Below are 23,674 nucleotides of genomic sequence, written 5' to 3'. Positions count from 1 at the left end.
AACGTCTTTACCAAATACTACTTGAGTATTATCGGGATCATCAAACATATTAGGTAATATTTGCTGGTTATTTAAGATTTGTTGGATATAATCAATATCTTCAACAGTTAAATTCGTTGTATTCTGTGAAGTTCCAAGGTCATTCGACTGTTTTAAAGTACCAACAGCTAAATTACCCTTAATTGACGAAGTTATACTAGCTTGATTAGCAAAAATATGAAACAACGAAGCTAACTTTAAAACATTATTATTAGTTAGCTGCTTAACGTCAACATTCTTGGCTTTTAAAGCAGCATCATTATTTACAGCGGAATCATTATAAATCGCTGATTGATCATCATTGTCTATTGATGTACTGCTGACTGAATCCGCTGAAGCTGTGGTTTCAATTGAATTCTGACTGCTTATATCTGTTTCAGGAGCATCTGTTACAGAACTACCATTAGCCGGACCAGTTGTATCTGGCACACTCGTTGTTCCTGATAAACTTTGTTCCTTATTTAAATCAGAATTGTCATTAGAATTTGGCGCAACTGGACTTGGATTTTCAGTAGTAGGACTTGCTAATTTACTGCTTGTTTTCAGGGTTGTATCATTCTCTAACGTGGTACTCGTTGCATTTGTCTGAGCAGTCTGTGTTGTCGCCGCAGCATTCAGTGCAGTGAGTGTAAATCCTGTCATCATCGTAATAGTAGTAAGCCCCATGTGTAACCAATATTTTCCACTATTAGACTCAAAACGACGCACTCGTTCCCTCATCATATTGTTTATTCGATTAGTTTTTTTCATTTCATATTCCCCTTCACTATGATTGAAGAAAACGACTAAAGAAAACTGGATATTCTAGTTATGTAAAGTAAATCCTTTTTAATTATCGTTCGTTATGTAGTTAATTATCATTGTGATTATTCTAGCTTGTTTCGTTTGATTAATCAACCTAATTTAAGAGAACTCTACTTTTATATTGAGTAACAGCTAATTTGGAACCCAATAATTAAGCTATAAATTAAAAAACACAGCCACAAGAATATGTGACTGTGCATACGGACACGCACCAACAATGCGATTTGCCGATGACCTTTTTAAGCACTCAGAGAAAAGTGCTTGAATGAGTAGCAACATTTTAATCATGGTAAAAAGGTTATACCTTTTGGGGGTACCAAGACCAAAAATTAACTATTCATGTGTGTTTAATTTCTTCTTTTCGCTCTAAAGCTTAACCAGCTTGTTAAACTGCCTAAACCAAGTAGGAAATATCCCAAAATTGAAACAGGGTTATCTGATTCATCACTTGTTTGCGGTAAAACTGCTTTGCTTTCATGAACCTTGGCCTTTACTGAACCCTTGAGAGAAACTGTCCGAATTTTATTAACTTTTGTCGCCACTGGAACTGGTTCGCTACCTTGTATTAAATACTCAATATCAAGGCGCCGATGTGCCTTACCATATTCACTTATTGCCTGACCTGGTTCAGGCTGATCTGGTGTGGTCGGCTGATCCGGTTGTGGAGTATCTGGTGTCGTCGGTTGATCCGGTTGTGGAGTATCTGGTGTCGTCGGCTGGTTTGGTGTTGTTGGTTGCGTTGGCTGGTTTGGCGTCGTCGGTTGTGTCGGCTGATTTGGCGTCGTCGGTTGTGTCGGCTGATTTGGCGTCGTCGGTTGTGTCGGCTGATTTGGTGTCGTCGGTTGCGTCGGCTGGTTTGGCGTCGTCGGTTGCGTCGGCTGATTTGGCGTCGTCGGTTGTGTTGGTTGGTTTGGCGTCGTCGGTTGCGTCGGCTGCGTGGGTTGATTTGGTGTTGTTGGTTGTGTCGGCTGGTTTGGCGTCGTCGGTTGCGTCGGCTGTGTGGGTTGATCAGGTGGCGTGTTAGGATGAATGTCCCATCTATGAGACTCTCCTCCTGATATATTGACAATATTAGCTACGATATTGCCATCAATATTAACACCCGCATTAATAGTTGCATTGGGAGCTAAAATACTGCCCATAAAGCGACCGCTTACAAAACTAAAGGTTTGGTTTTCTGTACCAAAATTCCATAAAATATGATTAGGTTCCGTATGTGAACCGCTGTTAGCTATGTTTTGAGCACCATCACTATAGTCCAACTGAACTTGGGTCGAAATATTTTGAGTCCCATCAGGAATATCAGTCACGTTGATTACAATGGTTGGTCCGTTGGTATCACTACTAATTCCCTTAATGGAAATAGGATTAGCGGCATTAAGGACACTAAACGGGACATTAACATAAATGATATCATCCGTTGGCGTTGCATTGGTCACGTCAACATACCGATTATTTTGATCGGAAAAGTCTTTTTTAACCCCTGTAGAATCAGATTGGCTTGAAAACTGAGTTGAATTTTGAATCAACTCATCAAAAACCTTTTTGAAGTCAATATAAGTGCTCCCATCAGCATCTTGGTAGACTTCGTCCGGTTTCAAATTATTAATAGGAACATCGTTAACTAAGACATGATTACTCTCATCAATAGTTATTTTGGCATCTTTACCAAAGACAACATGATTAAATACTGTATTTCTAAACGCGTTACTTTGTAAGTCATTCGCTAATTGTTGAATATAGTCTATGTCTCCACTAGTCAAATTATCCGATTCTTCAAGAGTCCCAAAATCATTGGAATGATGTAAAATACCAACAGCTAAGTTACCATTTGTATCCACGTTTAGACTAGCTTCATTGGCAAAAATATGGAATAGAGACGCCAATTTCAAAACGCTATTATCATTTAGATTATCAATATTAATCCCGATGTTTTTCCAAAAGGTATCATCATCAATTGACGTCACAGTCTGTACTGTTTGAGCATTTTTATCCGTATTATGACTTACTGAATCTTTAACTGATGCAGTCTCAACAGGCGTGTCGGCACTGATTGATCTGTTATACGCTTTGGGTGCCAATTTCTGATCTGCAGTACTCTCAGAATCGTTTTCTCCCGACTGGTTTTCTGTTGTGTCCAAATCAGTCTTTGGCTTCTCAGCAGAACTACCCGTATCCCCTGATTCGGCTGCCTTTTCGTTTTCTGTATCCGCTTCAACTTTTTCAGTTCCAGTGTCTTTCTCTGATTGCGGAGTTTCATCCTGAGCGGACGCATCCGTTGATGCTGCACTTGATGAATTTATTGTGGGTGTCTGTGCTGTAGGGGCAACATTATCTGGAGCTGTGGTTGCTTGCGCACTGGCAATCATTGTGCTGAGTGTAAATCCAGTCATCATTGTTACAGTGGTGAGTCCTAGGTTCAGCCAGCATTTTCCATTTTTGTATCGACATCGATACATTCGTTTTTTGGTCGTATTATTCGTCATTTTCATGTGATTAGCTGTCCCTTCACTAATATTAGCTGCTGTTTATGTACAATCCCCGACTTGTACTATTGTTCACTAGTTGATAAATCAAATACATTTTAAATCAAGTTATTTGACAAATCAACCCACTTTTAAATTTTATTTACTTTAATCGTTCAAACCCACTTAAAGTAAGTAATCAACCGTATATACACCAAAGCAGCTACCGGCCATTTTAGGGCTAGTAGCTGCTTTGAGAACAACTGCAATTATGTCACATTTAACCTATTCCAATTTCACAAGATGAGGTTTACCATAAAAGTAACCTTGACGATAAGGTAAGTTCAAATCATCAAGCAGCTGATCTTCCTTAGCTGTTTCGGTGCCTTCAACAACCAACCTAATATGGTACTGATTGGCAATCTTTTTCCAGAAACGAAGCTGTTCAACAATTTTAAATCCTAAATTTTCACTACGAAAATTCTGCATTGCAAACTTAATTTCATCAGCGTATGGGAGCAGAACCTTAATATGTTCATAGGTGTTACACCCACTACCAACATCATCTAAGCTAATCTGCACCCCGTTTTTTGCATAACGCTCAGCACTCACGAGCAACTTATCTTCGGGAACAAGTTGGTCGCTTTCTTCTTCAGTAACCTCTATAATCAACTTAACTGGAAAAATTTCGCGTTGAACGTCAATTAAGGCTTCTTCCATATGTGGATCAATGAATTGACGCCGATTCAAGTTAAACGAAATCGAACCGACTTTTAAACCAATCCGGTGGGCGGTCTTTTTCAGTAGACCAATTTGCTCATCGATTGGAATCGCAGCAAAATTTTGCGGAAGGCGCCAGTGTTCGTCGTCGTACTTACGAATTAACATCTCGTAGCCAACCAGTGAATTGGTAAATTTATTCAATTGCGGCTGGATAAAGTACCTGTACAAGAACATTTCCTCCCTAACATTAATTTCAAACTTGATTATATCATTTATATGATAACTTTTTATCGATTCAACAAAATTCGGAATGTATTTATTAATCTGTATACGAAATGAGGGTTTGTACGTATGAAAGTCATTATTATTGGTTGTACACATGCTGGAACGGTTGCTGCAACAGAGATTTTAAAAACTCACCCAGAAACCGATCTCACCATATACGAACGTACCGATAACTTCTCCTTCCTCTCCTGTGGCATTTCTCTCTACCTTGAAGGTAAAGTTAAGAAACTCGAAGATATGTTCTACTCTTCACCTCAAGAATTAAGAGATATGGGCGCTACCGTGCATGACAAACACGATGTGCTTAAAATCGACGCTAACACGCACACGATTCAAGTTGCCAATATGGAAACCGGTGAAGTCTTTAACGATAATTATGACAAATTAATTATGACCACTGGCTCATCCGTTAAGGTACCCCCTCTGTACGGTATTGATAACTCTAGGGTGTTGCTGTGCAAAAACTATCAGCAGGCCCAAGAAATTTATAAAGCCGCTAAAGATTACCATAATATTGCCATTATTGGCGCTGGTTACGCGGGTGTCGAATTTGCCGAAGCACTTTCTGAGACGGGACATCAAGTATCCTTGTTCCAAGCTCGTTCGCAAGTGTTGAATAATTACGTCGACGATGCCATGTCTAACTGGGCGGTACAACAACTGCAAGATCACCATGTTGCTGTTCACTTGGAAACTGAAGTTAGCGCCTTTACCAGCAGTAAAAATAGTGATCAAATTACAATTGAAACCAATCAGGGCGACTTTAAGACCGATATTGCGCTAGTCAGCACCGGATTCACTCCCAATACTTCCCTTCTATCAAGCCAGGTTGACGTGGAGCGTCACGGTTCGTTTTTGACAAACCGCTACCTGCAAACATCCAATCCCGATATTTATGCTGCGGGTGATTGCTGCATGGTGCGTTTCAATCCAACAGGAGCTCCAGCTTATACACCGCTGGCCAGTGTCGCCATTCGCCAGGGAATGCTGGTCGCACACAACATCTTTGGTCATACCCACCCCTACATTGGGACTCAGGCCAGTTCAGCCTTGAGTCTCTATGACCACGCACTAGCAACCACCGGCTTAACACTGACTCATGCGCTTAAACGTGGTATCGATGCCGATAGTGTTACTTTCGATGGTACGTGGCGTCCAGGCTACATGCCGTCTACTGATCCACTGACCATTGTACTAGTCTACGACAAAGCGAGTCGGCGCGTTCTAGGTGCCCAACTGCTTAGTAAACACGATATTACGCAATCCGCAAATGCCGTGTCAATTGCTATCCAAAACAACAATACTATTGATGATCTGGCGTTTGTCGATATGCTGTTCCAACCAAATTTCGACTACCCATTTAACTACTTAAACCAAGTCGCACAGCTAGCCATTAATAAAGAAAACTTGGCTGGTCGAACCGAGCCACGGTTCACAGCACCTGGTTACAATCAGCCAAATCAAGAAACAAAATAATTAAGCGTTTGTGGCTTAAGTCTATATTGATAAATACTTCATCCGTTTTTGACGGCATACAACAAAAAATTGGGGTTTGCTCAATACTTTAAACTAGCCAAAATCGGTGCCACAACTCAGATTTCGGCCATTTAACACCAAAAATGCGTCTTCCGACAGTTCACCGCCGGAAAACGCATTTTTAGTGTTAAATTCTGGAATCTACCGAGTTGTGTCACACGCGATTACTTCAACATCAGCCCAACACCGTAGTGAATAATCATGGTGAGAATCCCCACAATAATGTTACGAATAATGGCTGTTTTAACTAACCCTTTACCTAGCTTAGCGCTAAGAAAACCGGTAATCCCAACCGAAACGCAGACCGCCAAAATTGTGACTGGCCATTGAATCGAAACTGGCGATAACGTCATCGCTAACAGTGGAAAGACACCACCTGCAGCTGCAGAAAACATCGATGAGAACGCGGCATTCCACGGGTTCATATAGTGGTTTAGCGTTAAATCATACTTCACGTTGACCACCGTTTCCAACGGCTTTTTAGCCATTAACTCATTGGCGATCTTGGTCGCTGTTTCTTCAGTAACGCCACGGTCAGTATAGTGATTGATCACCGCTTGAAGCTCAGCTTGATAGTCAGTCTTCAACAAGCGTCTTTCAGTCCGAACTGTCGATTCTTCAGTATCTTTTTGGGTACTAACTGAAGCATATTCACCCGATGCCATGGAAAAGGCGCAGGCTAGCAAATCTGACAGACCCGCAATAAAGATGGTGAATTGATTGGGCGTCGCTACGGCAACACTAAACAGCACACCGACCACGGTTAGGATCCCATCATTGGAACCCAGAACACCCGCACGTAAGGTGTTTAATTTTTCATCCATCGTTTGGTTAGGCTTTTTCTTTTTTGGTTTGATAAGTACTTCACTCATTTTAAGCCCTCCCTAGATATGTCCAATTAACGTACCGATTGCATAGGTAACAATCATCGTCAGCACACCAGACACAATGTTTCTGACCATCCCGTTACCACGCTTCGCATCCCCCAAGGTGGCAGCACTAAAACCAGTTACGGCTAATGCGATAATGACCGCCAAAAAAGTACCCCAAATTCTAATAGCTGCTGGTAACATGGTGATTGCTAAGAGTGGTAGAATAGAGCCAATTGGAAACGAAATCATCGAAGCAATCGCCGCCGCATACGGGCTCGTATATTCCCCAACGTCGAAACCGTAACGTTCACGGACAGTTGTCACTAGTGCGTCTTGGCTCATCATCTCGCGCGTAGCCTGCTCGGCAAGTTCAGGTGTGATACCACCATCGACGTACTTTTGCTTAACAAAATTAAACTCGTCATCGTAATGATCTGCCAGTGCTTCTTTCTGATTCATGACTGCTCGCCGCTGCGCATCCTTTTGCGTGTTGACTGAAACGTATTCGCCCATCGCCATAGACACCGTACCGGCCAGCATTCCTGCAATACCAGAAATAAAGATAGCAAAGTTGCTGGTAGTCGCACCGGCAACACCAATAACGATACCGGCCACTGACACGATACCATCGTTAGCACCCATTACGGCTGCACGCATGATATTAATACGTTGCGCGAGAGTTTGCTTCTTTTTCACGAATATCAACCTTCTTTCCACTTTAGAATAATTCTTATCTACAACAATCATTCTAAACTCTCTTCAAGCAAAAGTAAAATACTTTTGCGGATTTTTTATTGTATTTTTGCAAAGCGGAGGTCCCTTTTATGAACGAACAAGTGGCAAAGTACCGACAACTATATATCGCAACACGTGACGCAATTCTCACCGGCCCACTTTCAAAACCACAAATTTCGGCTTTTCAGACACAATTAAACGAACTAAAACCTGCTTCATTAAGTGGTTTAGACAAGAAACTTGGGCAGGCGTACCTAGATTTGGTCAGCGAAAACCTCACCTACACCTCGCACCGACTCTTATTTGTTCTAAATTTGAACCATGATCACTCAACTATCCCGTTGCCCATTTCGATTGACCAACTACGATCTTGGCAAAAAACTCATGCAGCTGAATACGCCCTTTTTACACGCAATCCCTTTCTATATAACGGATTATCCATTGACGAAACGGCTGCATTAGCACTTTTGTAACATTCCCTTAATATTTCATACGCGATATGAGCGAAAAGACCGACTCTTCCAAAACTTGAAAGAGTCGGTCTTTTTGATTATTTTTCTCCAACTTCCCGCCTTTGTACTCAAAAATTGCACTGAAGTATCCTCATTTTCTAATTTATATTTCAGTTAAATGTAACATTTATGTTACGTGGCGCTTTCATATTTCTGTTTGTTACACGAATATGACAAAATTTCAAAAACATGACTATTTCCAGATTTAATGTAGTGATTCTGTCACTGAAAAGCAGATTTAGCATGTTATAGTAATACTCGTGGCAAGGATAAATAATTCCTAGCTTATAGTTTAATTAATTTAATCCCTATGCTTTATAGCATAACATCGAAAGGTTGGTCATACATTTTATGTTACCAAAATCATTATTTTCACGTAGTTTACTCATGTTCGGTACTTTAATCGGTCTCGGTTTTACTACTATCTCTGCTTCCGCTAAAGAATACACTGTTAAATCAGGCGATAGCCTTTGGGGCATTGCTAAGGACAACAACACCACTACTAAGGCAATTGTTGACGCTAACTCACTCAGCTCTGCACAGGCTGTGATTTTACCAAATCAAAAGTTAACCCTTCCTTCCGCTACAAAGGCTGATAAACACTCACGAATCAAGCCATTGACGGAAAGCACCTCAAACACTAACAGTAAACCAAAACAAACCGCAACTAAGACTGCTACTAGCGGTTGGACGACTATGGAAGCAACTGCTTATGATCCACAAGTCGCAGCTGGTGGCCAAGGGACTTCTATTCCTACCGGTACTGGTGTGGCGGCTGCCTTAGATCGTTATCCTAAAGGAACTCAGCTTGAAATCAAGTTTGAAGACGGCCATACCGAAAACCGGGTGGTTAACGATACGGGTACTTTCACCTACAGCAACCCTAACCAATTAGACATTTCAATGACTAACTCCGAAGCTATGCAATTTGGGCGTCAATCAGTCCAAGTGCGTGTGGTTGGTTAGACATCATTTTAAAAAATAAAAAAGACTTTCCTCTTCACAACTGGGGAAAGTCTTTTTTGTGCTAACAGGAACTCTCACCAACACCGTCTTTAGGGTTCCTGTGATACAATAACGTAAAATGATATTTGGAGGCTATTATTAATGGGAAAATACATCGTACATTCAACTCTAAGACCAGCCGGTACACAAGTGATGAATCAAACTGGCGGTCACACCTACTTGGCTGATGAGCCTTTAGTTGCCAAGGGAACCGACGCTGCGCCAAATCCCGTTCAATATTTATTGGGTGCCGTTGGTAGCTGTATGAGTGTAACGGCGCGTGACATTGAGAACTCAGAAGACAATTTAACCGTTAAGAAGTTCAAGGTGGATGTCGCTGGTGAAACAACCACCTTCAGCGATGGCAGTTCTAAAGTGACGCACATGACGATTAAGATCACCGCGGAGACTAACCTGTCCCCTTCTGACCACCAATTTTTCTTAAATGAAGTTGTCAGAAAATGTACCGTGCACGAATCATTAATCGGTGCAATTCCAATGGATATTACGTTTCAGTAAACACAAAAGCCATGATACCCGATTATCGAGTACCATGGCTTTTTGCTAAATTCTGGAATCCACTAAGTATGGCACAAGCTCTACATCTAACTTAAAGCGCCATCTTCAAGGTTTCCAAAACACCGTTATGATTGTTGTCAAATTCTGTCACGTGGGCAGCTGACTGCTGAATCTTAGCCGCAGCATTTTTCATAGCAAAACTATGCGGTGTCATAGTCAGCATACTCAAGTCATTTTCGTTATCACCAAAAGTCATTAACTCATCATCGGCAACTTGGTAATGATCCTGTAAGATGCGAATGCCTGACCGCTTATTGGCGTTGGCAGACCCCACCAGATCAGTGTTAAATCCTGACGTTTCATTGGTGAGTTTCGTCGGCAAAACTTTAGCCAACTTGGCCGAAGCTGAATCAAAGTTAATGCCCGGCTTGAAGCTGATGGCAAGTTTGGTAAACTGATCCTTCACCTTTTTACCCGCAATCGTAGCCAGATTATCAACGCCAATCACTGGTCGATAGTAATACTTCACGATCTTTAAAATCTCTGGATCCAGATCGCGGTTAACATAAGTGCCATGCAGACCAGAAACGACTTCTTGAACGATCGATCCGGGTTTAAACGTCTTCTTTAACAGCTGAATCACGCCATGAACCTGTTCATCGCTAATCGCTTCAATATGCTGAAGTTCACTGCCACTATGAACAATCGCACCATTTTGTGAGATGTAGTCCATTTGATCGGCAACTTCCGCAAACTCGTGCCGTAACCGTTGATACTGCGAACCGCTAGCAGCAACGAAATGAATATGACGAGCTTTCATCTGTTCGAACACTGACAGAAATAACTGCTTATCATACTTACGCTCGTCGTTTAAAAAAGTGCCATCCATGTCGACTGCTACCATCTTGATCATTTCATTACCCCGCTTTTTAAATTTTCCATACCGATTATCATAACGGAAAATGGTGAAAACTGCATGTTAATTTTTACTTTTTCAGTAATTAATTCACAGCGACTTCATGTACCAGGTATCGCAGGCACTATGTTCTGATTGAGAAAGTGGCTGAGACAACGGTTTGAAGCCGATTTTTTGATACAGCTGATTCGCGGGTTTCATGGCAGCAAAGGTTTCTAAATACAGTGACTGATAATGGGCCTTAGCGTAGTCAAAACAGGCTGGTAACAGTTGGCTAGCCGTCCCATGGTGCCGATAATCTGGATCCACGTAAAGTTTCTGTAACTCGGCAATTCCCTGTTCGGGGGCGATCGGTCCCACACCGCAGCCGCCAACCACTCGGTCTGTATCCGCCACTGCCACGAAGTATTTCGCAGCGGGTGTCTGCCGATACCATTCGCTCAAATGATCGACGAAGGGATCAAAGTATGCTGTCCCAGGTAAATTTAAATGCAATTGCTCTAACGACGTCCGCAGAATTTTTGCCATTTGGGCATCATCTGCTGGTTTAATTTCTCGAATCTTCATATGTATATCACATCTTCCCTTATGTTTGTTTAGCATTATACCAATTAAGAGAAGATGAGAAAAGTCTAGGCTGTGACTTGCCACTTCTGTTGATCCATAGCCATTTGCCAGAATGCCAGTTCATAGGCACTGCTGCGGACAAAGGCTGTTTGCATTTTATCCCTGGTAGTTGCATCCGACTGTGCAGCAACTTGATTAGTCAAATCAATCATCTGGTCCACGCTGTCGGTATAATCATCACTGTCGTAAGTTTCAATCCAACGTTGATATAGTTCAACTGGCGACCCCTTGGCAACCAGTTGCTGACCAATCTGATTGTAGAGCCAATAGCACGGCAGCAAACCGGCAATAGCCTGCTGAGGCGTGCCACGATAAAGCTCCGCGTACATATGATTGACGTAGTTATAAGCTGTGGGCGCAATGGGCGTGCTGGCAATCTCTGCTGGCGTAATCCCCAGTTGTTCAAAGAAGCCTTCACGAACAGCGATTTCGCCGTCTTTCAACCCCTGAGCGCCTTCTAACAAAAACTGTTTACCATGAGCGTCATCAACTTGATCCGCTACTAACTCATGCAATTTACCAAATTCACTCAGATAATACCGATCTTGAATGAGATAATACCGAAAAACGTCTTTGGGTAAAGTACCGGACTGCAGTTCATGAATAAAGGGATGTTCAAAACTCTTTTGCCAGAATGGTGCCGCTGCTTGATGAATTTGATCAGTAAACAATATAAAACCTCCTCAAGCGACGAAAACTGCTGAATCGAAAAAGCCGGCCAGAGAAACCCTGGCCGGCAGTTTTATCGCAAAATACGCGTTAACTTTCCTTCGCGAGGGTTAGCTCACAGGTTCAAAGGGTTCGGTCCGCGACCGTCTCAGCAATTTGCGCCCCTAGTTAATATACGTTGAGTATAGCATGTTTTACACCTTACTCTGCTAAAAAAGACCAAAATCCCTTTTTTATTCACTTAACTCATGTTACTATTAATTAAACTTTTCAAATTATTTTTTAATGTCCTTTTAACGATTACTGAGATGCTGAAACTTTCATGAAAACACGGACTATCCTTCCCAGATTTCAGTCCGACTTCCTAAATGTAACTTGCTTTCATCAATTTTTTAGCAGATCAGACCTTCCTAAAGATTAATTCAGCTGTTTCCTTGAATTAATTTTACATTGAAAACTATTTCTAATTTTCGCTTAATGCCCTGTAATTTTCATCATTAGCATATTGATTCAGTTTGATGATTAAAGAAGCCTATTTTGGCGAGCTTTCAAACTAATCAATTTCGGTGAAAATTTCGTTGAAATAGCCCAATATATTAACTATACCATTTGGATTGTGATAGTTGACATATTAGACTAGTTACCGTATATTTCATAGGCATAGGAGCGTGATTAATTTGCAAAATAACAACCTAGACCAAAAATCAATCAACGCACTTCGATTCTTAAGTGTTGATATGATAGAAAAGGCCAATTCTGGCCATCCTGGATTACCCCTTGGTGTTGCACCAATGGCGTACACGCTATGGACTAAACATTTAAACATTAACCCAACTGATGCGCACTGGCTCAATCGCGACCGGTTTATTTTATCTGCCGGTCACGGTTCATCTTTGCTGTACAGTTTATTACACCTTTCAGGCTTTAACTTAACGATTGAAGATTTAAAACAATTCCGTCAACTGAACAGTAAAACACCCGGTCACCCTGAATACGGTGTGACAGAAGGCGTCGAAGCAACTACTGGGCCATTGGGTCAAGGCTTGGGCATGGCTGTAGGAATGGCAATGGCTGAATCTCACCTTGCCGCACAATACAACAAACCTGGGTTTAACATTATGGATCACTATACCTACGCGATTGCTGGCGATGGTGACCTCATGGAAGGTATTTCTCATGAGTCTGCTAGTCTTGCCGGTCACCTTAAGCTAGGTAAACTGATCGTTTTATATGACGATAACAGCGTTTCGCTGGATGGTCCTACTGACATGGCGTTCACTGACGATACCCCTAAACGCTTTGAAGCGTACAACTGGCAAGTACTTCACGTAGCCAATGGTAACGACCCTGCAGAAATTAGTGCAGCCATCGAAACTGCTAAGCAAAACGCTGATCAGCCTACCTTGATCGATGTGAAAACCACCATCGGCTTTGGCGCACCAAACGCTGGTACCAACGGCGTGCATGGTAAGCCCCTTGGCGACGAAAACATGGCCGCCACTCGTGAAAAGCTCGGCTGGGACTACGAACCATTCGATATTCCTGATGATGTGCGTCAAAACTTTGACACTGCGGTTAAACAGCGCGGTATTGATAGCGAAGGCCACTGGCAAACGTTATTTGATGATTATTCAGGTAAGTATCCTGAACTTGCAGCTCAGTTTTTACAAAGTTTCAAACCAGTTTCATGTGATCTGAAGATTCCCATTAGCCACGTTGGCGAATCAGAATCTGGTCGAAATACCAGTCAACGGATCATTGGCGAAATTTCTGAACAATTACCTAGTTTCTGGGGTGGCAGTGCCGACTTATTCTCCTCAAACAAAACGAACGTTAAAACCGCTAACGCTTACGAACCTGCTGACCGACTCGGTAAAAACGTTTGGTTTGGTGTGCGTGAATTTGCGGAAGCTGCTGCTGTTAACGGTATGACCTTGCATGGCGGTGTTCATGCTTACGCCAGCACCTTCTTTGTTTTCTCAGATTACATGCGGGCTGCCATTCGGTTAGCTGCCATTCAAAAAATCCCGTCAACTTTTGTGTTCACTCATGATTCAATCGCCGTTGGGGAAGATGGCCCCACCCATGAACCGATTGAACAGTTAATGAGTTTCCGGGCAATGCCAAACGTCAACGTGATTCGGCCAGCAGACACCAACGAAGCGATTGCCGCTTGGAAGATTGCGCTTGCTGCGTCCGAAACACCAACCATGCTGGTGCTGACTCGGCAAAATCTGCCAACCTTACCACAGACAGAAGAACTCGCTGCTCAAGGTGTGCAACGCGGCGGTTACGTGCTGTCACCTGCTAAGGGAGCAACACCAGAAGGCATCTTAATTGCTACTGGCTCAGAAGTTCAACTGGCTATGGCAGCGCAGAAACAATTGCAAGAAGCCGGTCACGACGTCTCAGTTGTTTCATTGCCATCATTTGAACTGTTTGACGCTCAGACAGCTGAATACCGGGAACAAGTGCTGCCAAGTAGTGTCACCCGTCGAGTAGCCGTTGAAATGGGCACTTCTTACGGCTGGGAACATTACGTTGGTTTGCAAGGTAAAATTGTTGGTATCAATAACAGTTACGGTGAGTCCGGCAACCCAGATGCTATCATGAAACAGTTCGGCTTCACTGCTGATAATGTGGCAGCAACTTACTTAAAAACACTCAGCAACCAGCCTACCAATGCTTAATCTTATGAGGAGAAACTAACATGAAGAATCTAACGTTTAAAACAAAAATTTACTCTGATGGTGCAGATTTAGAAGATATGAAAGCCATCAATCAAAACGACTTTGTCACTGGTTTTACGACTAACCCTAGCTTATTAAAAAAAGCGGGTGTGACGGATTACCTCACCTTTGCTAAAGAAGCAGTCGCTACTTTCCCTGACGAAGCCATTTCATTTGAAGTGTTCAGTAACGACTACGACACCATGCTCAAGGAAGCTAAAATGCTCCATGACCTTGGTCCTCACGTTTACGTGAAAATTCCAATTCGCACGACTGCCGGCGAACCAACCACTGACTTAATCCATGATTTAACGGCTGATGGCGTTAAAGTGAACGTCACTGCTATCGCTACCGCTGAACAAGTGAAGGAAAGCGTCGACGCAATCGTACCCGGAACACCAAGTATCGTGTCGATTTTCGTTGGCCGAGTAGCTGATGCGGGTATTGACCCAATTCCATTCGTTGAAAAAAGCGTTGAACTAACCAAGGATCGTAGTGATGTTGAATTACTCTGGGCAAGTACCCGGGAAGTCTACAGCATTATGCAGGCTGAACAATTCGGCGTTGATATCATTACCGTACCACCGACCATTATTGACAAATTAGTTGCTAAGGCTGGGCAAACCGGCGATGATATCACCATGAATACCGTTAAGGGATTTGCGGCCGATATCGAAGCAACTGGTCTTAAGATTTTAGGATAACCATCAACAAATGAGCCACAAACAGCCTATCTATCAGTCGAATTTGACTAATAGATAGGCTGTTTTTCACTTAACTAGTGGTATCCTAGTGACTGGAGCATTTTCCGACTACAGCAACTACAGGAGGAAACAAAAATGAAATTCATACTGGCACCCGACTCTTTTAAAGGTGGTATGACTGCTAAAGAAGCAGCCGACGCCATGAAGAACGGGCTCAAAAAAATTTACCCAGACGCCGTTTTTGAAGAAGTTCCCATGGCTGATGGCGGTGAAGGAACTGTTCAATCATTGGTTGACGCCACTCACGGCCACTTCATCGAAAAACAAGTGACAGGGCCATTAGGCACGCCGGTCCAAGCAAGGTATGGCATCTTGGGTGATCAGCAGACAGCCGTGATTGAGATGGCATCTGCCAGTGGTATTCAATTCGTGAACAACCAGACACATAATCCACTGATTGCCACGACTTACGGTACTGGTGAACTGATGCTTGACGCTATGACTCACGGAAGCAAGCAAATCATCTTAGGCATTGGTGGCAGCGCAACTAACGATGGTGGCGCTGGTATGGCACAGGCTTTAGGCGTCCATCTATTAGATGAACATAATCGTGAACTTGACTTTGGTGGTGGTCAACTTGACCGTTTAAACCGAATTGATATTTCACAAATCGATCCCACCGTTAAGACCACTAAGATCATGATTGCATCCGATGTCACCAATCCCCTAGTCGGCTCCACTGGCGCATCCGCCGTCTTTGGTCCCCAGAAGGGTGCGACCCCCGAAATGGTCAAAACCTTGGACACTAACTTGCAACATTACGCCGAGATTATTAAACGTGACTTGCACCTCGACTTAGCTCATTACCTAGGTGCTGGTGCAGCTGGTGGCCTTGGTGCTGGGTTACTCGCCTTCACCAATTCGGAAATGGAAAGGGGCATTGACATCGTCATTGAGTATTCGCACTTAAAACAGCGTGCTCAAAACGCTGACTTTGTCTTTACTGGTGAAGGCGGCATCGACTTTCAGACTAAATTCGGTAAAACACCATATGGCGTTGCCAAAGCTACCAAGACGGTTGCACCAGACGCACCGGTTATCGTACTTGCAGGAAATGTCGGTGCTGGTATTGATAGCCTGTATGATAAAACGGCTATTGATGCGATTTTCCCAATTACGCCAGGAGTCATCACTTTGGACAAAGCTATCGCAGAAGGGCCTCAAAATTTGGCCATTCTTGCCGAAAACGTTGGCCGGTTGATCAAGAGTCTCCATCGTTAATTAACTGGGATATCATCTGCGACGCAAGTGTGTTATTCTATATTAATAGTAATTATTATCATTTAGCATAGGAGGCACCAGCAGACATTATGATGCTAAAGCGCTATATCCATCCGTTAGTTGCGTTACTGACTCTTGTACTGACTGCAATAATGTTAGTCGGATGCACGTCGAAAGCCACCGCCCCAAAACATTCACACCAAATCAACGTGGTCGCATCACTTGATTTTTACGGCGAAACTGCGAAGGCTGTTCTTGGTAATAAAGGAACGGTAACTTCCATTATTGATAAACCCAGCATGGAACCACACGAATTTGAGCCAACGACTGAGACTGCGAAACAAGTCAGTAAAGCCGATCTCATTATTTACAACGGTCTCGGCTATGACACCTGGATGAACCGGTTATCCGCAGATAATACGGGGACCACAAAGGTGAACGTTGCTCAAGACATCATGAATAAGCATGATGGTGACAACGAGCATATCTGGTACGACATGAAAACCATGCCCAAATTAGCCAACGAACTGGCTAACCAGTTTGCGAAGCGCCAACCGCAAAATAAAGCTTACTTTAAGCGCAACGCACAGCGCTATATCCGTTCGTTAAAACCGCTAGACCAAAAAGTGGCGCAGCTTCGGCAGAATAGTCATCAGGCTCGAGTAAACGTCAGCGAACCCGTTTTCGATTATTCTTTAACTGAAATGGGCTATCATCAAAACAACAATCACTACGCGCAAGCCGTTCAAAACGACACTGATCCATCACCCAAAGATATCCGGCAAATGCAAGCCGATATCCGTCACCACAAAATTGCTTTTTTCGTTGTAAACACACAAGAAATCAGCAAAATGACCACTAACTTACTTTCGCTTGCGAAAAAAAGCGGTGTGCCAATCGTTCGCGTGACTGAATCACAACCAGCCAATACAACGTATCAGACCTGGATGATGCGGCAGTTTAATGACGTTCAACGGGCTCAAGAAGCAACACGATAGCAAGATAAAGAAGCACTATTTCGACACAAACATCGAAATAGTGCTTCTTTATATCTCATTGATTACTTAAGAAAAGCCTTCACCATCTTCTGAGTATCTTCATTGGTCAGCGCGTTAGCCAAAACGCGGTCTACCAGTTCGGCACACTTGGTGGTATCCAGTGATTTCATCATGCTGCGAGTTCTGAGAATCGAGCTGGAACTCATGGAATATTCATCAAGTCCCATCCCCATCAATAGTGGTAACGCCACTGCATCACCGGCCATTTCACCACACATGGCAGCAATCTTGCCTTCTTGGTGAGCAGCGTCAATGACGTGCTTGATCAACTTTAGCAGACCAGGATTATATGGTTGGTACAGGTAGGAAACGCATTCGTTTCCCCTGTCCGCCGCGAAGGTGTACTGAATCAAGTCGTTGGTGCCAATACTGAAGAAGTCCACTTCCTTGGCAAACGCCTCGGCGAAAATGGCAGCCGCTGGTACTTCGATCATGATTCCCAGTTTGATGTTATCACCAATACCCGGATCATCCGCCTGCAACTTTTGTTTTTCTTCGGTAAAAATGGCCTTCACTTGTCTAAATTCTTCCAGCGTCGCAATCATCGGAAACATGATCCGTAGCTGGCCGAACTTAGAAGCCCGAATCAGCGCCCGTAATTGCGTTCGGAAAATTTCCTGCCGTTGGAGTGAAATCCGGATGGCCCGATAGCCTAGAAATGGATTCATTTCTTCTGGCAAATGCAGATAACTCAACTGCTTATCGCCGCCAATGTCCATGGTTCGAATGACGACTGGCTTACCTTTCATCACTTTAACCACCCGTTGGTAAGCGTCAAACTGCTCATCTTCGGTTGGTAATTGGCTATCATCCATGTACAGAAATTCCGAACGAAACAGGCCAACAGCATCCGCCCCAACTTTTAAAACGTCTGCCATATCAGTGGGCGTCCCGATGTTTGACGCAATCTCAAACGCTTTGCCATCCGCTGAAACAGACGGTGCATCCACTAATTTAGCCCATTCTTGACGTTGAAGATCAAAGTGCTCAGCTTGCTGCTGATAAATCTGGAGTTCCGTTTCGCTGGGATTGCTAATCGCTTCGCCAGTCTCACCATCTAAGATAAGTGTTTCGCCGTTGTTAATTTTTTCAGTGGCATCGGTAGCCCCAACTACAGCCGGGATTTCTAACGTCCGTGACATGATAGCTGAGTGACTCGTTCGCCCACCCAAATCGGTAATAATCCCTTTAACGTACTTTTTATCCATCTGTGACGTATCAGAAGGCGTCACTTCATGGGCAACCAAAACTACCGGGCAATTAATTCCAGCCAGATCTGGCAGCGCCTTACCTAACAAATGGCTCAATATGCGTTTAGTGACATCGCGGACATCAGTTGCCCGTTCCTGCATATACCGATTTTCAGTCATAGCTTCTAACGTATTGATGAAGTCATCAGTAACTTGTTTCAATGCCTGCTCGGCGTTGATCTTTTGAGTTCGAATCAGCTGTTCAATTTGTTTGATCATTTCCGGATCGGTCAACAGTGCAATATGTGAGTCGAAAATGGTTAACACTTCTTGGTCTAAATGGCCTTCAGCACGACCTTTAATGGTTTTTAACTCTTCAACTGAGGTATCCAGTGCCTGGTGCAAGCGGTCAATTTCAGCATCAGGATCAGTGATGGTCACCTTATCGAAACTGAGATCTGGCATCACTAATAGGTATGCTTTCGCAATACCAATACCATCACTTGCTGCAATTCCCTTAATTTTTGTCGACAAATCAGCTACCTCTATTCCTTAAAATTTCGGCTTATAATCCAAGATACAACACACAATCTATGACTTAATTTTCGCTACCATCCGTGGATTTCTTTGAGCGGTTCTTCACCGTGACCACATGGCTGGCAATCAGGACGCAAACGACAAAAACAATAATCCCAGTCACGATGCCTGCTTGACCAAAACTACCTAAATTCCCAAGCAAGATGCCGGGAATCAAGTAATCAGTATCAGCAAATGTGGAAGCGGATAGTTTCAGCGTCCCCAGAACCGGTAGGATAAACAGCGGTAGCCAGCTGATCAGCAGACTATTCACCGTGGCACCAATCACTGCACCACGACGGCCACCGGTAGAATTACCGTAGATTCCAGCAGCGGCACCACAGAAGAAGTGACCCACAACCCCCGGAATAATCACAGTGGTCCCAAGAGCGACCATGGCAAACATGGAAAGCGTCCCGACGATGAAACTCACAAAGAAACCGAGTAACACGGCGTTAGGTGCATATGGGAAGATAATTGGTACATCCAAGGCAGGTTTTGAGTCGGGGACCAGTTTCTGAGCGATGCCCTGAAAGGCGGGCACGATTTCAGCTAAGATCATTCGTACCCCTTGCAGAACCACAACGAAACCAGCTGCGAAAGTGCCTGCCTGGACTAAGGCGTAAATAATATAATTGGTACCGGCACTAAGATTTTTCTCAACAAAACCGGGACCAGCGATAATAGCTAATACAATATAAACAATGCCCATCAGTAAGGTGATTGAAACCGTTGAATCACGTAAAAAACCAAGACTCTTAGGAATCTTTAAATCTTCCGTACTCTTCTTAGGATCACCAAACCACTTACCCATTAGTCCGGCTGTGGCGTAACCGATGTTGCCAGTGTGCCCCATGGCCACTTCATCGCCGCCAGTGATTCGCCGCATAAACGGTTGCGTCAACGCTGGCGTAACAGTTAGCAGTGTTCCTTCAAAAATGCCGCCTAACACAATTGTGGTAAGGCCCGTGCCCAAGTGTGCGCTGACCAAGATAACCGCAGTCATACAGGAGACATACAGCATGGCCTGACCCGTTAAGAAGATGTACTTAAAAGCCGTAAACCGTGCCAATAAAACGTTTACAATCATACCCATTAACATAATCAACGCAGTGGTACTACCGTACTTTACCAGTGCCATAGCTACCACAGCTTCATTACTGGGAACCACCCCTTGGACATGTAGCGCAAACTTAAACATTTTGGCAAAAGGTAACAGCGAGTTGCTTAAAATACCGGCGCCACCCGTTAAGACTAAGAAACCGGCAAACGTTTTAATGGTTCCCTGAATCACTTCAGTGGTCTTCTTCTTTTGAAGAAAAAGACCAAGCATGGCAATCAGCGCGACTAAAATAGCTGGCTGTGAAGCAATACTAACAAATAAATTTAAGATAGCTTTCATCGTATAATGCCCTCCGTTCAGAGACGGTTACTCAGCAGTGTACTGAATCCCTTCCTTATCCAGAATGTCGTTAACATGCTGTTTCGTTTCCTGCTTATCGATCAAGGTCTTTAAAAGAACGACCCGGTCTTTGGGTAAACTACCGACCGCACTAGCCAAAGTTGACTCAACAAAGAAGTAGTCTGCGGCATCAGGAGTGGCACTGCCCACGTCAGAATGATCAACTTGAATATCGCTGGTATCCACCTTTTCCGCCTTTAAAATCGCTTGAATATTCATTTGAACCATAAAGCTGGTACCCAAACCGCTTTGACATACTGCAAGAATTTTCATGATTTTTCCTCCTATAATATATAAAATAATCGTAATCCCGTAAAATTATGAGTCGAGTTTTTGGAGAATGGTTAGAATCTGACCAACTGAAAGAGCCTCCAGCACTTCTTGAACAGCTGCCTTGTCGGTCAACAGTGACATGAGCTGTTGAATCACGCCAAGGTGACTTTGACTGTCAGTAGCGGTTAAGACAAACCATAGTTTCGCCGGATGTTCTTCATCCACAAAATCAACAGCGGAATTTGTTTTTAAGAGCGATAAGCCGACACCGTGGACTGAACTATCGGGTCGTGCATGGGCTAAAACAATCTGGGGACCAACATTCATATAGGGTCCTTTTTCTTTCACAACACTAATGATTGAATCAACGTAGGCCGGATCAATAACATTCGATTCCACTAAGGGTTGAGCAGCAATGGTGATGGCTTCTTCCCAACTAAGATTCGATCCGTCTGCGACTTGCAATGTTTGTGCATTCAATAAATCAAGCATATTTCCACCCCCTGTCTTTACCGCTAACGTGCTTCATGACTTGATTATATCTACTCAGGAATTATTTCACAACTACAATAGCAAGCAAGTGTCATGTAACTCGGTAGATTCCAGAACTTAAAATAGATAAGCGCTGTTCCAATGGGCTTTATCGGGACAGTGCTTATCTATTTTAAAATGACTTAATCATCTGCATGCCAGTGCAGTTTCATTTGACATTGCACTAACTGACCGTTTTGATAACGATAGGGTTCAACATCCGTTTGACCATCATCATGGTGATACTTAATGTTCCAGTAGTTACCCTTATGGTAGACTACTTCCCAAGTACCACTTAAGTCATTATCGTTAGTATCTTCTCCCTCGTAGGTCCCGTCGCCATTAAATTCCCACGTGCCGGCATCGCTGCGCCAATCACCAATGAGAATATCATCATCAGTATTATCATTACGCAGTGAGATATCGTATGAATAATCCGTCGAACCGCTACTATCATCGTTACTATCACTGGACTGATTACTATTATTGGTTTGTGGTGCTGGTGTCTGAGCAGCAGTGGTCTGGGGAGCTTTCGCTTTGAGACTGACGGTGTTATCCAACTGTTTATAAATATCAACCGCTGGCAAAACCTTCGTCACACTTTGACTGCTACCAGATACGTTCCCAGCAACCTGCAGATTATAGCGGCCTGGAAAGAGATCTTCAACCGTGTACCCGCCACTAACTGCCTTTGCGGACAAGGAATTCCCATTATTGGTAACCGTGGCATCTTTAACGTTAGTTTTAATCGTCAAACGAAACGATTTAGCCTGCAGCATATAGCGCGTAAATAGGAAGTGATGACCATCTTTAACCAACTCAAATGGCATCTGACTGCTATCCATGGTTTTAACCGCCTGTTTGATTGAATCTCTAGCACTAGAATTACTTTCATAAAGCGCCTGAAGTGGTTTAACCGCATCGTCGTCGACTTCCTGACCATTATCATCAACGACGGCATCCGCAATATCATCGTCATCCGTTGAGGTAACCTCTGTGGCCAACCGCTCTGCTTGATTGCTCTTGCTGTAATACCAAGACCCACCGATAAAACAAACGATCAACAGAACAACGATACCGCCAAGAAACCAAGGCCAACGTTTTCGCGATTTACGCCCCGTAGTTCGTTGCGCTTTAGCAGCCGATCTAGGTTGTGAAGCACTTGTTACTTCTGATTTTGTTGACTGCATTTGACCCGCTCGAAAAACCTTTAAATTAAACCCGCATTTACCACAAAATTCATCCGTTGCGGCAACTTCTTCGCCACAGTTTGGACAGTATTTAAGTTCCTCTGCCATTTCCCGCATCCCCTAAGAATTATCTTATCATTCAAGAATTATTTGATACTAATAATGTACCATAGAATACCTTCTGATGACCGTTCAAAATGGGGTTAGTCCACATTCGGTAAAATTTACGACCGCTCTTCCCGATAATGAGTCATTTCGCAAGATATGCTGATTGTAATTTCTGGTCTATGAAGGTATGATAAATTGGTAACTTTACATATGGATTTTGAAAGGAGTAAGAACAATCATGACTTCAGATGATATTAAGACCTCATTAACAACTGCCCTCAATGAATACTTTGAACAAGTGACTTTGCCAGAAAACGGTTTGTTTGTCCTTGGTTTTAGTTCTAGCGAGGTAATGGGCTCTTGGATGGGGCAAAACTCCAATCAAGACGTTGGTGATACGGTGATCAACACGTTACTGCCAATCTTAAAGAAACACCACCTTAACTTAGCGGTTCAAGGTTGCCAGCACATTAACCGTGCCCTGTTGCTTGAACGTGAAGTGGCTGATCGTCGCGGCTATGAAATTGTCTCCGTTATTCCTCAACTTCATGCTGGCGGTGCTGGCCAAGTAGCTGCTTATAAAGCCTTCAAAGACCCTGTTGAAGTAGAACGTATCGTGGCGGATGGCGGTATGGACATTGGCGATACCCAAATCGGGATGCACGTTCGCTGGGTACAAATTCCAATTAAGACTTCAGTTAAAGAAATTGGCGCTGCTCATACAACGTTCTTAACGTCACGGCCAAAACTGATTGGTGGTCCACGGGCGATTTATGATATGCCGGCGGGGCAAAGATAATAATAGAGTGCGAAAACAAGCGTTTAAAGAGTGGCGTATAAGGGCTCAAAACGGAAATCCCCTGAA

The 23,674-nt window shown here is 43.4% G+C and carries 22 protein-coding genes and 1 riboswitch; of the genes, 9 read left to right on the top strand and 13 right to left on the bottom strand.

The genetic code is table 11. From position 1 onward, the window contains the following. The 3 genes from AC6H04_RS11280 to AC6H04_RS11270 all read right to left on the bottom strand — a co-directional run. Nucleotides 1-789: hypothetical protein (locus AC6H04_RS11280; RefSeq protein WP_497571768.1), on the bottom strand; the 789-nt coding region annotated here is incomplete at its 3' end. A gap of 401 nt (nt 790-1,190) precedes the next feature. Then, entirely contained in the window at nt 1,191-3,239 is a 2,049-nt protein-coding gene (locus AC6H04_RS11275; RefSeq protein WP_497571767.1) for a collagen-binding domain-containing protein, read from the bottom strand. 354 nt (nt 3,240-3,593) lie between these two features. Next, nucleotides 3,594-4,259, bottom strand: a complete 666-nt coding sequence (locus tag AC6H04_RS11270; RefSeq protein ID WP_497571766.1) for an EAL domain-containing protein — start codon at nt 4,257-4,259, stop codon at nt 3,594-3,596. Nucleotides 4,260-4,382: 123 nt separating this feature from the next. On the opposite strand from AC6H04_RS11270, the gene AC6H04_RS11265 reads away from it, so the two are divergent. Continuing rightward, nucleotides 4,383-5,792 (top strand): FAD-dependent oxidoreductase, encoded by a 1,410-nt coding sequence (locus tag AC6H04_RS11265; RefSeq protein ID WP_497571765.1) that lies wholly within the window; start codon nt 4,383-4,385, stop codon nt 5,790-5,792. Between the two features lie 224 nt (nt 5,793-6,016). Here the strand turns inward: AC6H04_RS11265 and AC6H04_RS11260 are convergent, their stop codons facing one another. Beyond that, nucleotides 6,017-6,724, bottom strand: a complete 708-nt coding sequence (locus AC6H04_RS11260) for a VIT1/CCC1 transporter family protein (protein WP_497571764.1) — start codon at nt 6,722-6,724, stop codon at nt 6,017-6,019. A 12-nt stretch (nt 6,725-6,736) separates the two neighbouring features. Further along, entirely contained in the window at nt 6,737-7,381 is a 645-nt protein-coding gene (locus AC6H04_RS11255) for a VIT1/CCC1 transporter family protein (protein WP_497571769.1), read from the bottom strand. A gap of 167 nt (nt 7,382-7,548) precedes the next feature. Here AC6H04_RS11255 and AC6H04_RS11250 point away from each other — a divergent pair, with 167 nt between their 5' ends. From AC6H04_RS11250 to AC6H04_RS11240, 3 genes are all read left to right on the top strand, one after another. Next, the gene (locus AC6H04_RS11250; RefSeq protein WP_497571763.1) at nt 7,549-7,932 is read left to right on the top strand and encodes a hypothetical protein; all 384 of its coding nucleotides are present in this window, start codon (nt 7,549-7,551) and stop codon (nt 7,930-7,932) included. 390 nt (nt 7,933-8,322) lie between these two features. After that, the gene (locus tag AC6H04_RS11245) at nt 8,323-8,937 is read left to right on the top strand and encodes a LysM peptidoglycan-binding domain-containing protein (protein WP_497571762.1); all 615 of its coding nucleotides are present in this window, start codon (nt 8,323-8,325) and stop codon (nt 8,935-8,937) included. Between the two features lie 141 nt (nt 8,938-9,078). Next, on the top strand, nt 9,079-9,495 hold the full coding sequence (locus AC6H04_RS11240; protein WP_497571761.1) for an OsmC family protein: 417 nt from the start codon (nt 9,079-9,081) through the stop codon (nt 9,493-9,495). 91 nt (nt 9,496-9,586) lie between these two features. Here the strand turns inward: AC6H04_RS11240 and AC6H04_RS11235 are convergent, their stop codons facing one another. The 3 genes from AC6H04_RS11235 to tenA form a co-directional block, all read right to left on the bottom strand. After that, complete coding sequence (locus tag AC6H04_RS11235; RefSeq protein WP_497571760.1) at nt 9,587-10,408, bottom strand: HAD-IIB family hydrolase; 822 nt, start codon at nt 10,406-10,408, stop codon at nt 9,587-9,589. Nucleotides 10,409-10,501: 93 nt separating this feature from the next. After that, nucleotides 10,502-10,978: a GNAT family N-acetyltransferase gene (locus AC6H04_RS11230; RefSeq protein ID WP_497571759.1), complete on the bottom strand. Its 477-nt coding sequence runs from the start codon at nt 10,976-10,978 to the stop codon at nt 10,502-10,504. 65 nt (nt 10,979-11,043) lie between these two features. After that, the gene (tenA, locus tag AC6H04_RS11225) at nt 11,044-11,709 is read right to left on the bottom strand and encodes a thiaminase II (protein ID WP_497571758.1); all 666 of its coding nucleotides are present in this window, start codon (nt 11,707-11,709) and stop codon (nt 11,044-11,046) included. A 77-nt stretch (nt 11,710-11,786) separates the two neighbouring features. Next, a riboswitch (TPP riboswitch) is annotated at nt 11,787-11,883 on the bottom strand. A gap of 501 nt (nt 11,884-12,384) precedes the next feature. Here tenA and tkt point away from each other — a divergent pair. The 4 genes from tkt (at nt 12,385) to AC6H04_RS11205 (ending at nt 17,419) form a co-directional block, all read left to right on the top strand. Next, complete coding sequence (gene tkt, locus AC6H04_RS11220) at nt 12,385-14,397, top strand: transketolase (RefSeq protein ID WP_497571757.1); 2,013 nt, start codon at nt 12,385-12,387, stop codon at nt 14,395-14,397. Nucleotides 14,398-14,417: 20 nt separating this feature from the next. Further along, the gene (locus AC6H04_RS11215; protein ID WP_497571756.1) at nt 14,418-15,140 is read left to right on the top strand and encodes a transaldolase; all 723 of its coding nucleotides are present in this window, start codon (nt 14,418-14,420) and stop codon (nt 15,138-15,140) included. A gap of 135 nt (nt 15,141-15,275) precedes the next feature. Further along, entirely contained in the window at nt 15,276-16,421 is a 1,146-nt protein-coding gene (locus AC6H04_RS11210; RefSeq protein ID WP_497571755.1) for a glycerate kinase family protein, read from the top strand. 89 nt (nt 16,422-16,510) lie between these two features. Next, a complete protein-coding gene (locus AC6H04_RS11205) occupies nt 16,511-17,419 on the top strand; it encodes a metal ABC transporter solute-binding protein (protein ID WP_497571754.1) in 909 nt (302 codons plus the stop codon). Nucleotides 17,420-17,481: 62 nt separating this feature from the next. On the opposite strand, the gene ptsP is transcribed toward AC6H04_RS11205, so the two are convergent. The 5 genes from ptsP to AC6H04_RS11180 form a co-directional block, all read right to left on the bottom strand. Further along, complete coding sequence (ptsP, locus tag AC6H04_RS11200; protein WP_497571753.1) at nt 17,482-19,203, bottom strand: phosphoenolpyruvate--protein phosphotransferase; 1,722 nt, start codon at nt 19,201-19,203, stop codon at nt 17,482-17,484. 64 nt (nt 19,204-19,267) lie between these two features. After that, complete coding sequence (gene ulaA, locus AC6H04_RS11195; RefSeq protein WP_497571752.1) at nt 19,268-20,647, bottom strand: PTS ascorbate transporter subunit IIC; 1,380 nt, start codon at nt 20,645-20,647, stop codon at nt 19,268-19,270. Nucleotides 20,648-20,674: 27 nt separating this feature from the next. After that, on the bottom strand, nt 20,675-20,980 hold the full coding sequence (locus AC6H04_RS11190) for a PTS sugar transporter subunit IIB (RefSeq protein ID WP_497571751.1): 306 nt from the start codon (nt 20,978-20,980) through the stop codon (nt 20,675-20,677). A gap of 45 nt (nt 20,981-21,025) precedes the next feature. After that, nucleotides 21,026-21,472, bottom strand: coding sequence for a PTS sugar transporter subunit IIA (locus AC6H04_RS11185; protein ID WP_497571750.1), 447 nt, complete (start codon nt 21,470-21,472; stop codon nt 21,026-21,028). Between the two features lie 182 nt (nt 21,473-21,654). Next, the gene (locus tag AC6H04_RS11180; protein ID WP_497571749.1) at nt 21,655-22,809 is read right to left on the bottom strand and encodes a zinc-ribbon domain-containing protein; all 1,155 of its coding nucleotides are present in this window, start codon (nt 22,807-22,809) and stop codon (nt 21,655-21,657) included. Between the two features lie 238 nt (nt 22,810-23,047). Here AC6H04_RS11180 and AC6H04_RS11175 point away from each other — a divergent pair, with 238 nt between their 5' ends. Further along, complete coding sequence (locus tag AC6H04_RS11175; protein WP_497571748.1) at nt 23,048-23,608, top strand: TIGR01440 family protein; 561 nt, start codon at nt 23,048-23,050, stop codon at nt 23,606-23,608. The last annotated feature ends 66 nt before the right edge of the window (nt 23,609-23,674 follow it).

This window comes from Secundilactobacillus sp. MJ173 (assembly GCF_059704265.1).
This window is presented reverse-complemented; position numbering and strand designations above follow the sequence as displayed.